Annotated in this window: 2 protein-coding genes; one reads left to right on the forward strand and one right to left on the reverse strand. The window is 61.2% G+C overall.

Annotation, left to right across the window (positions count from 1 at the left end; all coding sequences use genetic code 11):
- The coding region (locus ACIQY3_RS24540) for a retention module-containing protein (RefSeq protein ID WP_403024742.1) at positions 1-12,123 on the reverse strand (12,123 nt) is incomplete at its 3' end.
- 358 nt (positions 12,124-12,481) lie between these two features.
- Between ACIQY3_RS24540 and ACIQY3_RS24545 the strand changes: the two genes are divergently transcribed.
- On the forward strand, positions 12,482-13,834 hold the full coding sequence (locus tag ACIQY3_RS24545; RefSeq protein WP_054050332.1) for a TolC family outer membrane protein: 1,353 nt from the start codon (positions 12,482-12,484) through the stop codon (positions 13,832-13,834).
- Positions 13,835-13,852 lie beyond the last annotated feature (18 nt).

The raw sequence follows: 13,852 nt of genomic DNA on the forward strand, positions 1-13,852 counted from the left end.
CAGCGGCGCATGACCAGTCAACACGTCGTTCGGCGCAACAGTGGTCACGGTGCCGGTGGTTTTACCGATGTCGATGGTGATGTTTTGGCCATTGGTCAAAGTCACGGTCACTGGAGAGCCAGTCACTGGTTGGCCAACAGTCGCGGTGTAGGTGACGGTGCCACCTTCAGCAGCAGTGTCGGTCGCAGTCAATTTGACGGTCGACGTGTCGATGGTGTCGGTGACGCTGGTCACTGCCGGAACAGTGCTCGGTACCAGACTTTCGAAATTGCCACCGGTGGCGGTGGTGATCGTTGCCTGGACGGTGCCGGCGTCTTTGTAAACGTCATCGGCTGGCGCCGGAACGGTCACGGTGCCAGTGGTTTTGCCCGCGTCGATGGTGATCACCGAACCGTTACTCAGGGTCACGGTCACTGGCGAGCCAGCGGCGTTAGTCAGGGTCGCGGTGTAGGTAATCTGGCCGCCTTCAGCCACGGTATTAGTGGCGCTCAGCGACAGGTTGGTGGTGTCGACAGTGTCGGTCACGGTGGTGCTGACCGGGGTTTTGTCGGCCACGAGGTTTTCGTAGTTACCGCCGCTGACGTTGGTGATCGAGTTGGTCAGCGGCGCATGACCAGTCAACACGTCGTTCGGCGCGAGGGTGGTCACGGTGCCGGTGGTTTTACCGATGTCGATGGTGATGTTTTGGCCATTGGCCAAGGTCACGACAACTGGAGAGCCAGTCACTGGCTGGCCGACAGTCGCGGTGTAGGTGACGGTGCCACCTTCAGCAGCGGTGCCCGTTGCAGTCAGTTTGACGGTCGAGGTGTCGATGGTGTCAGTGACGTTGGTGACGGCTGGAACAGTGCTCGGCACCAGGTTCTCGAAGTTGCCACCCGTTGCATCTTTGACCGTAACTTCAACCTTGCCCGCATCTTTATAAACGTCATCAGCCGGAGCAGCGACGGTTACGGTGCCGGTGGTTTTGCCAGCCTCGATGGTGATCACGGCGCCGTTACTCAGCGTGACGGTCACTGGAGTGCCGGCAGCGTTGGTCAGGGTCGCGGTGTAGGTGATCTGGCCACCTTCAGCCACGGTGTCGGTCGCCGTCAGCGACAGGTTGGTGTTATCCACCGTGTCCGTGACGGTGGTTTTGGCCGGGTCGCCGTTGACGTCCAGTTTTTCGTAGTTGCCGCCGGTCGCGTCCTTGATGGTGGTGCTCAGCGAGCCGCCGCCAGCCAGGGCATCGTTCGGCGCGACGAAATTGACCGTGCCGCTGCTTTTGCCGATGTCGATGGTGATGGTCTGGCCGTTGGACAGCGTCACGACGACCGGTGCGCCGGTCACTGGCGCGCTTACGGACGCGGTGTAGACGACGGTGCCGCCTTCAGCGACGGTCGACGTAGCGGTCAGCGATACGGTGCTGGTGTCGATGGTGTCGGTGACGTTGGTGACTGCGGCCGCCGGGTCTTTGACCAGGTTTTCGAAGTTGCCGCCGGTGGCATCCTTGATGGTTGCTTCGACCTTGCCCGCATCTTTATAAACGTCATCAGCCGGGGCCGCGACGGTCACGTTGCCGGTGGTTTTGCCGGCGGCGATGAGGATGACGGCGCCGTTGCTCAAGGTCACAGTCACCGGAGTGCCGGCGGCATTGGTCAGGGTCGCGGTGTAGACAATAGAACCGCCTTCAGCCACGGAGTCAGTCGCGCTCAGGCTGAGGGTCGTGGTGTCCGGGGTGTCGGTCACGGTGGTGCTGACCGGGGTTTTGTCGGCCACGAGGTTTTCGTAGTTACCGCCGCTGACATTGGTGATCGAATTGGTCAGTGGCGCGTGGCCATTGAGCACGTCGTTCGGGGCAACAGCGCTGACGGTGCCGGTGGTTTTGCCGATGTCGATGGTGATCGATTGGCCGTTGGCTAGGGTCACAGTCACTGGCGAACCAGTCACCGGAGCGCCGACTGACGCGGTGTAAACCACAGTGCCGCCTTCAGCGACGCTGTTGGTGGCGGTCAGGGTCACCGTCGAGGTGTCGATGGTGTCGGAGACGTTGGTCACCGCAGGAACCGTGCTCGGTACCAGGTTCTCGAAGTTGCCACCGGTAGCGGTAGAAATCGTCGCTTCGACCTTGCCGGCGTCTTTATAAACGTCATCGGCTGGCGCTGGAACAGTGACGGTGCCAGAGGTTTTGCCTGCATCGATAGTGATCACGGCACCGTTCGACAGAGTCACGGTGACCGGAGAACCGGCAGCGTTGGTCAAGGTCGCGGTGTAGATGATCGATCCGCCCTCGGCAACCGAATCGGTAGCGCTCAAGGACAGGTTGGTGGTGTCGGCAGTGTCAGTAACTGTGGTCGAAACCGGCGTCTTATCAGCCACCAGATTTTCGTAGTTACCGCCGCTGACGTTGGTGATCGAGTTGGTCAGCGGCGCATGACCAGTCAACACGTCGTTCGGCGCGATGGTGGTCACGGTGCCGCTGGTTTTGCCGATGTCGATGGTGATCGATTGGCCGTTGGCCAGGGTCACAGTCACTGGCGAGCCGGTTACTGGTTGGCCGACTGTCGCGGTGTAAACGACGGTGCCACCTTCAGCAACGCTATCGGTAGCAGTCAGTTTGACGGTCGAGGTGTCGATGGTGTCGGCGACGTTGGTCACCGCTGGCACTGTGCTTGGCACCAGATTTTCGAAGTTACCGCCGGTAGCGGTAGAAATCGTCGCTTCGACTTTGCCCGCGTCTTTATAAACGTCATCAGCCGGAGCTGGAACGGTCACGGTGCCAGAGGTTTTGCCTGCATCGATAGTGATCACGGCACCGTTCGACAGAGTCACGGTCACTGGAGTGCCAGCAGCGTTGGTCAATGTCGCGGTGTAGATGATCGAACCGCCCTCAGCGACCGAATCGGTAGCGCTCAAGGACAGGTTGGTGGTGTCGGCAGTGTCAGTAACTGTGGTCGAAACCGGCGTCTTGTCGGCCACCAGATTTTCGTAGTTACCACCGCTCACGTCAGTGATCGAGTTGGTCAGTGGCGCGTGGCCGGTCAGTGCGTCGTTTGGCGCGACGGCGTTGACCGTGCCGCTGGTTTTGCCGATGTCGATGGTGATGGTCTGGCCGTTGGCCAGGGTCACGGTGACCGGCGAGCCGGTTACTGGCTGACCGACAGTTGCGGTGTAAACAACGGTCCCGCCTTCAGCAACGCTATCGGTAGCAGTCAGTTTGACGGTCGAGGTGTCGATGGTGTCGGCGACGTTGGTCACCGCTGGCACTGTGCTTGGCACCAGATTTTCGAAGTTACCGCCGGTAGCGGTAGAAATCGTCGCTTCGACTTTGCCCGCGTCTTTATAAACGTCATCAGCCGGAGCTGGAACGGTCACGGTGCCAGAGGTTTTGCCTGCATCGATAGTGATCACGGCACCGTTCGACAGAGTCACGGTGACCGGCGAGCCGGCAGCGTTGGTCAGGGTCGCGGTGTAGATGATCGAGCCGCCTTCAGCGACCGAATCGGTAGCGCTCAAGGACAGGTTGGTGGTGTCGGCAGTGTCAGTAACTGTGGTCGAAACCGGCGTCTTATCAGCCACCAGATTTTCGTAGTTACCGCCGCTGACATTGGTGATCGAATTGGTCAGTGGCGCATGACCGGTCAGTGCGTCGTTTGGCGCGACGGCGTTGACCGTGCCGCTGGTTTTGCCGATGTCGATGGTGATGGTCTGGCCGTTGGCCAGGGTCACGGTGACCGGCGAGCCGGTTACTGGCTGACCGACAGTTGCGGTGTAAACAACGGTCCCGCCTTCAGCAACGCTATCGGTAGCCGTCAGTTTGACGGTCGAGGTGTCGATGGTGTCGGCGACGTTGGTCACCGCTGGCACTGTGCTTGGCACCAGATTTTCGAAGTTACCGCCGGTAGCGGTAGAAATCGTCGCTTCGACTTTGCCGGCGTCTTTATAAACGTCATCGGCTGGTGCTGGAACAGTGACGGTGCCGGTGGTTTTGCCCGCGTCGATAGTGATCACGGCGCCGTTGCTCAGGGTCACGGTCACCGGAGTGCCGGCCGCATTGGTCAATGTCGCGGTGTAAACAATCGAGCCACCCTCAGCCACGGAGTCAGTCGCACTCAGGCTCAGGGTGGTGGTGTCCGGAGTATCAGTAACCGAGGTTTCCGCCGGTTTGCCATCAACGTCCAGCTTCTCGTAGTTTCCGCCCTTCGCATCGTCAATCTTGACGCTCAGGGAGCCGCCACCTGCCAACGCATCGTTCGGGGCAACAAAGTTCACGCTGCCGCTGCTCGCGCCGACCGGAATGGTGATGGTCTGGCCATTCGACAGGGTGACGACGACTGGCGCGCCGGTCACTGGTGCAGTGACGGACGCGGTGTAAACCACGGTCCCGCCTTCAGCGACGGTGGAAGTCGCGGTCAGGTTGACCGTCGAAGTGTCGATGGTGTCGGTGACGTTGGTCACGGCCGCCGTCGGATTGGTGGCCAGGGTTTCAAAGTTGCCGCCGCTGGCGTCCTTGATGGTTGCTTCAACCTTGCCGGCGTCTTTGTAGACGTCATCGGCCGGGGCCACGACGGTCACGGTGCCGCTGGTGGCGCCGGCGGCGATGGTGATTACTGCGCCATTGCTCAGGGTCACGGTCACCGGAGTACCGGCAGCGTTGGTCAGGGTGGCGGTGTAGACGATCGAGCCACCCTCGGCCACGGTGTCGGTCGCGCTCAGGCTCAGGGTCGTGGTGTCAGGCGTGTCGCTGACAGCGGTGTCCGCTGGCTTGCCGTCCACTTCCAGTTTTTCGTAGTTGCCACCGGTGGCGCCGTCGATCTTGACGCTCAGGGACGTGCCGCCCGCCAGTGGGCTGTTTGGCGCGATGAAATTCACGCTGCCGCTGGTTTCACCCACCGGGATGGTGATGGTCTGGCCGTTGGACAGGGTCACCACAACCGGCGCGCCGGTCACCGGATCGGTAACGGACGCGGTGTAGACCACGGTTTCGCCTTCGGCGACGTTCGCGGTGGCGGTCAGCGATACGGTGCTGGTGTCGATGGTGTCATTGACGGTGGTGACCGCCGGGGTGTCGCTGCTGACCAGGTTCTCGAAGTTGCCACCGGTCGCGCCTTTAATGGTCGCTTCAACGGTGCCGGCATCTTTGTAGACGTCGTCCTTCGGTGCATCGACAGTCACGGTGCCGGTGGTTTTGCCGGCGTCGATGGTGATCACGGCGCCGTTGCTCAGGGTCACGGTCACTGGCGTGCCGGCCGCATTGGTCAGGGTTGCGGTGTAAGTGATCTGGCCGCCTTCATCCACCGCGCCGGTCGCGCTCAGCGACAGGGTGGTGGTGTCGGTGGTATCGGTCACGTTGGTGCTGACCGGGGTTTTGTCGGCAATGAGGTTTTCGTAGTTGCCGCCGCTGACGTTGGTGATCGAGTTGGTCAGTGGTGCGTGGCCGGTCAGGGCGTCGTTTGGTGCGACGGCGTTGACGGTGCCGGTGGTTTTTCCGATGTCGATGGTGATGGTCTGGCCGTTGGCCAACGACACCGTGACTGGGCTGCCGGTGACTGGCTGGCCGACAGTCGCGGTGTAAACGACTGTCCCGCCTTCGGCGACGCTGTTGGTCGCGGTCAGGGAGACAGTCGAGGTGTCGATGGTGTCGGAGACGTTGGTCACCGCTGGAGCCGTGCTCGGCACCAGGTTCTCGAAGTTGCCACCGGTAGCGGTGGAAATGGTTGCTTCGACTTTGCCGGCGTCCTTGTAGACGTCATCGGCTGGTGCTGGAACGGTCACGGTACCGGTGGTTTTACCCGCGTCGATAGTGATCACAGCGCCATTGCTCAGGGTCACGGTCACCGGAGTTCCGGCCGCATTGGTCAATGTCGCGGTGTAGATAATCGAACCGCCTTCTGCGACCGAGTCAGTCGCGCTCAGGCTCAGGTTCGTGGTGTCCGGAGTATCAGTAACCGAGGTTTCCGCCGGTTTACCATCAACTTCCAGTTTCTCGTAGTTGCCGCCCTTCGCATCATCAATCTTGACGCTCAGTGAAGCGCCGCCCGCCAGGGCATCGTTCGGGGCCACGAAGTTGACGGAGCCGCTGCTCGCGCCGACCGGAATGGTGATGGTCTGGCCGTTGGACAGCGTGACGACGACAGGCGCGTCGGTGACCGGCGCTGAAACGGACGCGGTATAAACCACGGTGCCGCCTTCCGCGACGCTCGACGTGGCGGTCAGCGAAACAGTGCTGGTGTCGATGGTGTCGGTGACGTTGGTCACGGCTGGCGCCGGGTCAGTGGCCAGGTTTTCGAAGTTGCCACCGGTTGCATCTTTGACGGTGACTTCCACTTTGCCGGCGTCTTTGTAGACGTCATCGGCCGGGGCCGCGACGGTTACGTTGCCGCTGGTGGCGCCGGCGGCGATGGTGATGACGGCGCCGTTGCTTAGGGTCACGGTGACCGGAGTGCCGGCAGCGTTTGTCAGTGTCGCGGTGTAAACGATCGATCCGCCTTCAGCCACGGAATCACTCGCGCTCAGGCTGAGGGTCGTGGTGTCCGGTGTGTCGGTGACGGTGGTGCTGACCGGTGTTTTATCGGCGACCAGGTTTTCGTAGTTGCCACCGCTCACGTCGGTGATCGAGTTGGTCAGTGGCGCATGACCGGTCAGCGCGTCGTTCGGCGCGACGGCGTTGACGGTGCCGGTGGTTTTGCCGATGTCGATGGTGATGGTCTGACCGTTGGCCAGGGTCACGATGACTGGAGCGCCCGTTACTGGAGCGCCCACCGACGCGGTGTAAACGACGGTCCCGCCTTCAGCAACGCTGTTGGTTGCAGTCAGGGTGACGGTCGAGGTGTCGATGGTGTCCGTGACAGTGGTCACCGCTGGAGCAGTGCTCGGCACCAGGTTCTCGAAGTTGCCACCGGTAGCAGTGGAAATCGTCGCTTCAACTTTGCCGGCGTCTTTATAGACGTCATCAGCCGGTGCTGGAACGGTCACGGTGCCAGTGGTTTTGCCAGCGTCGATGGTGATCACGGCGCCGTTGCTCAGGGTGACGGTCACTGGAGTGCCGGCCGCATTGGTCAAGGTCGCGGTGTAGATGATCGAACCGCCCTCAGCCACGGAATCAGTCGCGCTCAAGCTCAGGTTCGTGGTGTCTGGTGTGTCGGTCACCGAGGTTTCAGCCGGTTTGGCGTCAACATCCAGCTTCTCGTAGTTGCCGCCCTTGGCGTCGTCGATCTTGACGCTCAGGGAACCGCCGCCCGCCAATGCATCATTCGGGGCTACGAAGTTGACGGAACCGCTGCTCGCGCCGACCGGGATGGTGATGGTCTGGCCGTTAGACAAGGTCACCACAACCGGCGAACCGGTAACCGGTGCACTGACCGATGCGGTGTAAACCACAGTGCCGCCTTCAGCAACGGTCGATGTCGCGGTCAGGTTGACCGTCGAGGTATCGACAGTGTCAGTCACATCGGTGACTGCTGGCGCTGGATTGGTGACCAGATTTTCGAAGTTGCCGCCCGCTGCATCCTTGACGGTCACTTCGACTTTTCCGGCGTCTTTATAGACGTCATCAGCCGGGGCCGCGACGGTCACGGAACCGCTGGTGGCGCCGGCGGCGATGGTGATCACCGCGCCGTTGCTCAGGGTCACGGTCACTGGGGTGCCAGCGGCGTTGGTCAAATTGGCGGTGTAAACGATCGAACCGCCCTCGGCGACCGAGTCGGTCGCCGACAGGCTCAGGGTGGTGGTGTCAGCAGTATCGGTAACCGTGGTCGAAACCGGCGTTTTGTCGGCGACCAGGTTTTCGTAATTGCCGCCGCTCACGTCGGTGATCGAGTTGGTCAGTGGTGCGTGGCCGGTCAGCGCATCGTTGGGGGCAACCGCATTGACCGTGCCGGTGGTCTTGCCGATGTCGATGGTGATGGTCTGGCCGTTGGCCAGGGTCACGATGACCGGAGCGCCGGTCACTGGAGCGCCGACGGATGCGGTGTACACGACCGTGCCGCCTTCGGCGACGCTGTTGGTAGCAGTCAGAGTGACGGTCGAAGTGTCGATGGTGTCGGTGACGTTGGTTACTGCCGGAGCCGGGTCAGTAGCCAGGTTTTCAAAGTTGCCACCGGTTGCGTCTTTGACGGTGACTTCAACTTTGCCGGCGTCTTTGTAGACATCATCGGCCGGGGCCGCGACGGTCACGGTGCCAGTGGTTTTGCCGGCATCGATAGTGATCACGGCGCCGTTGCTCAGGGTCACGGTCACCGGAGTGCCGGCCGCATTGGTCAGCGTGGCGGTGTAGGTAATCTGGCCGCCTTCAGCCACGGAGTCAGTTGCGCTCAGGCTGAGGGTGGTGGTGTCGGCAGTGTCAGTGACGGTGGTCGAAACCGGTGTCTTATCAGCCACCAGGTTTTCGTAGTTGCCGCCGCTGACATTGGTGATCGAGGTAGTCAGTGGCGCGTGGCCATTGAGTACGTCGTTCGGCGCGACGGCGTTTACGGTGCCGCTGCTTTTACCGATGTCGATGGTGATCGTCTGGCCGTTGGCCAGGGTCACGATGACCGGGGCGCCGGTTACGGGAGCACCGACCGATGCGGTGTAAACCACCGTGCCGCCTTCGGCCACTGTGCTGGTGGCGGTCAGGGTGACGGTCGAAGTGTCGATGGTGTCGGTGACATTGGTCACCGCCGGAGCCGGGTCAGTGGCCAGGTTTTCGAAGTTGCCGCCAGTAGCATCTTTAACGGTGACTTCAACCTTGCCGGCGTCTTTATAGACATCATCGGCAGGCGCGGCGACGGTGACGTTACCGCTGGTGGCGCCGGCAGCGATGGTAATCACCGCGCCATTGCTCAGGGTCACGGTCACTGGGGTGCCAGCGGCGTTGGTCAGGGTGGCGGTGTAGACGATGGAACCGCCCTCGGCCACGGAGTCAGTTGCGCTCAGGCTCAGAGTGGTGGTGTCGGCGGTATCAGTGACGGTGGTCGAAACCGGCGTCTTGTTGGCAACCAGGTTTTCGTAGTTGCCACCGCTCACGTCGGTGATCGAGGTGGTCAGCGGCGCGTGGCCATTGAGCACATCGTTCGGGGCGACGGCGTTGACGGTGCCGCTGCTTTTACCGATGTCGATGGTGATGGTCTGGCCGTTGGCCAAAGTCACGATGACCGGCGCGCCAGTCACAGGTGCGCCGACCGATGCGGTGTAAACCACGGTGCCGCCTTCGGCCACTGTGCTGGTGGCGGTCAGGGTCACAACCGACGTGTCGATGGTGTCGGTGACATTGGTCACCGCTGGAGCAGGATCAGTGGCCAGGTTTTCGAAGTTGCCACCGGTGGCATCTTTAACGGTGACTTCAACCTTGCCGGCGTCTTTGTAGACGTCATCGGCAGGCGCCGCGACGGTGACGTTACCGCTGGTGGCGCCAGCGGCGATGGTGATCACCGCGCCGTTGCTCAAAGTCACGGTGACCGGAGTGCCAGCAGCGTTGGTCAGGGTGGCGGTGTAGACGATCGAACCACCTTCCGCCACGGAGTCAGTTGCGCTCAGGCTCAGAGTGGTGGTGTCGGCGGTATCAGTGACCTCGGTCGAAACCGGCGCCTTGTTGGCGACCAGGTTTTCGTAGTTGCCACCGCTCACGTCGGTAATTGAAGTGGTCAGCGGCGCGTGGCCATTCAGCACGTCGTTCGGTGCGACAGCGTTGACGGTGCCGGAGCTTTTGCCGATATCGATAGTGATGGTCTGGCCGTTGGCCAGGGTCACGACGACTGGAGCACCTGTCACTGGAGCGCCGACGGAGGCGGTGTAAACCACGGTGCCGCCTTCGGCGACAGTCGACGTCGCGGTCAGGGTAACAACCGATGTGTCGATAGTGTCGGTGACATTGGTCACTGCGGGCGCCGGGTCAGTGGCCAGGTTTTCGAAGTTGCCGCCGGTGGCATCTTTAACGGTGACTTCAACCTTGCCGGCGTCTTTATAGACGTCATCGGCTGGTGCCGCGACAGTCACGGAGCCGCTGGTAGCGCCGGCAGCAATGGTGATTACCGCGCCGTTGCTCAGGGTCACGGTCACCGGAGTGCCGGCGGCGTTGGTCAGATTGGCGGTGTAGACGATCGAACCACCTTCAGCCACGGACTCAGTCGCGCTCAGGCTCAGGGTGGTGGTGTCTTTCGAGTCGGTGATGGTGGTCAGCGCCGGCTCGGTGCTCGGGGTCAGCTGCTCGAAATTGCCGCCGGTGGTGCCGGTGATCGTGGTGCTGACGGTGCTGCCATTGTTGTAGACGTCGTTCGGCGGGGTATCGACGACAACGCTGCCGGTGGTTTTGCCTGCTTCGATGGTAATGACCGAGCCATTGCTCAAGGTCACTGTCATCGGCGTGCCGGCCGGGTTGGTCAGCGTCGCGGTGTAGGTAATCTGGCCGCCTTCGACGACGGTGCCGGTGGCGGTGAGGCTCAGGCCGGTGTTGTCGATCGAATCGGTGATGGTGGTTACAGCTGGCGCCGGGTTTGGGGTCAACTGTTCGAAGTTGCCGCCGGTTGCGCCCGTGATCGTGGTGCTAACGGTGCTGCCATTGTTGTAGACGTCATTGGCTGGCGTTGGAACGTCCACGCTGCCGGTGGTCTTGCCGGCTTCGATGGTGATAGTCGAGCCGTTGGACAGGGTGACGGTCACCGGGGTTTGCGCCGGGTTGGTCAGTGTCGCGGTGTAAGTGATCTGACCGCCTTCAGTGACGGTGGAACCCGCCGTCAGGGTGACAGTGGTGGTGTCGACCGAATCGGTAATGGTCGTGACCGCTGGCACCGGGTTCGGCACCAGGTTCTCGAAGTTACCGCCAGTTGTACCGGTAATCGTGGTCGTGACGGTGCTGCCGTTTTGGTAAACGTCATTGGCTGGCGTCGGAACGTCCACGCTGCCGGTGGTCTTGCCGGCTTCAATGGTGATGGTCGAACCGTTGGACAACGTGACGGTCACCGGGGTTTGAGCCGGGTTGGTCAGGGTCGCGGTGTAGGTAATCTGGCCGCCTTCGGTAACGGTCGAGCCTGCTGTCAGCGTGACAGTGGTGGTGTCAACCGAATCGGTGATGGTCGTGACCGCTGGCGCCGGATTCGGCACCAGATTCTCGAAGTTACCGCCAGTTGTGCCGGTAATCGTGGTCGTGACGGTGCTACCGTTTTGGTAGACATCATTAGCTGGCGTCGGAACGTCCACGGTGCCAGTGGTCTTGCCCGCTTCAATGGTGATGGTCGAGCCATTGGACAGCGTGACGGTAACCGGCGTCTGCGCCGGGTTGGTCAGTGTCGCGGTGTAAGTGATCTGCCCGCCTTCAGTCACGGTGCCGCCTGCTGTCAGCGTGACAGTGGTGGTGTCGATGGTGTCGGTGACCTGGGTCGTGGCCGGCACGGTCGGCGTGGTGACCACGATGCCGGCACCGCCAGCGATGCCGGTGACGGTGACGTCGATCTGGGTCGGGTCGTTATAGACGGTGTCGTTCGGCGCCAGTGGCACGTTGACGGTGCCGGTGGTCTGGCCAGCCTGGATCACGATCACCGAGCCGTTGGACAGGGTGATGGTCAGGTCGCTGGTTGGTGCCTGGGTCAGGGTCGCGGTGTAAACCAGCACGCCACCGGCCTCGGTGATGGTCGGCGTGGCGCTCAGGCTCAGGGTCGACGCCTGCACGATGTTGGCGTTGTTGGTGGTCTGGCCGCCGATGGTGTTCTGTGTGGCTGCGCCAGCAGCGCCGATGCCCGCGGTCGGGAAGCCAATGGTCGGGTCTACCCGGCCAGCGGTTGCGTCCAACATCACGAAGCTGTGGCCACCACCGGCCGCGCCGTCGCCGCCTGCTGCGGTCGGACCGGCTGCGGTGGCTTCGAGGTCTTTGGTCGGGTCGGCGCCGGCAGCGATGGCTTGCTGCAGCTCTTCAACCGATGGCGCGGCTTGTGCAGTGGCTTCTGCCAGGTCAGTGCTGGAATCCGGATCGGTGCCACTCCATTGAGTGTCGCGGCCCAGGTCCAGGGTCCGGCCATCGGCCAATTCGAGCGTGACGGCGCCAGCAGCACCGGTGTCTACCTGATCGCCGACAAACAGCCGATCGCCTTCAACGAGTACGCGACGGACGCCCTCTGGGGACACCGCGAAAACCTGACCAACAATGCTTTTGACGATGGCAACAACACTGCTCATTGAAGACTTCTCCGGGTGTCACGTTCAGTTGACTTCCATGGACCTGATGGCGAATTCGCCAAAGCAGTCTGGACGTACTTTTAAAATTTAGTGCATAAGCTTGACGCTGTAATTCGTCAATTATTTGGCTATATTCTTTCGCTATTTAGTTTATGCCAAACTATTGACCTTATGGGTGCCATCCTAAACAATCGCCCCAGTAATGTCACATTGATATTTAAGCGGCGACCTGTCCTACAGCGTGTGATCCAGTTCCTGTTTTGAACTTTCCGACATACGGTCATTCCGGTTGCCATCATCCGACGCAGCGCCCCTATTTGCTGTGATTCAAGACAAGAAGTTCTGGGATATTTCTTACATGCGTTCGTCTTTGTTCAAGGCTTTACCTTTCGCCCTCGCCGCCAGTTTTGCCCAGGCACAAAGCCTTCCAGAAGCCATGCAACAGGCGCTGGATGTCCATCCGGAGATCCAGGCAGCGGTAAATAGCCGATTGGCCGCGGATTATCAGTTAAAGGCCGCCAAAGGTGGATACCTGCCACGGGTCGATCTGCTGGGCGGTTATGGTCGCGAAGGCACGGATAACGTCACCACCCGTGCCGATACCGGTAGCAACCACTGGGAAACCTTGAACCGCAGCGAGTCAAGTTTGCGTCTCTCGCAAATGGTTTTTGACGGTTTTGCGACGTCCAGCGAAGTGGGGCGTCAACAAGCCACCGTTAACTCCCGTGCTTATTCCTTGCTGGGGACTTCCGAGCGCACCGCGCTGACCGTGGCCCAGGTTTATCTCGACGTGCTGACCCGCCGCGAATTCGTGCGCCTGGCCGAAGAAAACCTGAAGAGCCACGAACGCATTTTCGACCAGATCAAACTGCGCACCTCCCGCGGTGTAGGCAGCGGCGCTGACCTCGACCAGGCTGAAGCCCGTATGGCCCAGGCCCGCAACAACCTGATCACCGAACAAACCAACCTGGCCGACGCCGAAACCAACTTCCTCAGCGCCGTGGGCCAGATGCCCGATCAGCTCGAGCGTCCTGCACCGTTTCTGGCGCTGCTGCCGGCCAACCTGAACGAAGCCCGCACGCAGATGCTGGAAAACAGCCCGATCCTGCGTTCCGCCGAGTCCGACATCGCCGCCGCCGAAAAGCAATACGACGCCGCCAAGTCGACGTTCTACCCGCGTTTCGACGCTGAGCTGGGCCGCACCGCCGACAACGACCTCGACGGCCAGAACGGTCACAGCAACGAATGGCAAGCCATGCTGCGCATGCGCTTCAACCTGTTTGCCGGTGGCAGCAACAAGGCTGACCTGGAATCCAAGTCCTACCTGTCGAACCAGGCGCTGGACATCCGCAACAACGCCTTGCGCGTGTTGAACGAAGAACTGGGCCTGGCCTGGAATGCCTTGAACAACGCCAACGCCCAAGTGCCAATCGCCCAGCAATATGTGGATCGCAGCACCGCAGTGCGCACGGCTTATCAGAAGCAGTTCAGCCTCGGTCAGCGCACCTTGCTCGACTTGCTCGACAGTGAAAACGAACTGTTCACCGCGTCCCGTCGTCTGGCGGACATCAAAAACATTCAGTTATTTACTCAATACCGAATCAAGGCGACCATGGGCGAGTTGCTCAAGAGCCAGGGAGTGGTCGCACCGTTGGCATCCGTTGTGCAGAACGACGTGAAGCCAAAGGTCCAATTGCCCGGCATGAATTGAGCAGGACCTTCATTGTTC

The organism is Pseudomonas sp. NPDC096950 (assembly GCF_044762525.1).
GTDB lineage: Bacteria > Pseudomonadota > Gammaproteobacteria > Pseudomonadales > Pseudomonadaceae > Aquipseudomonas.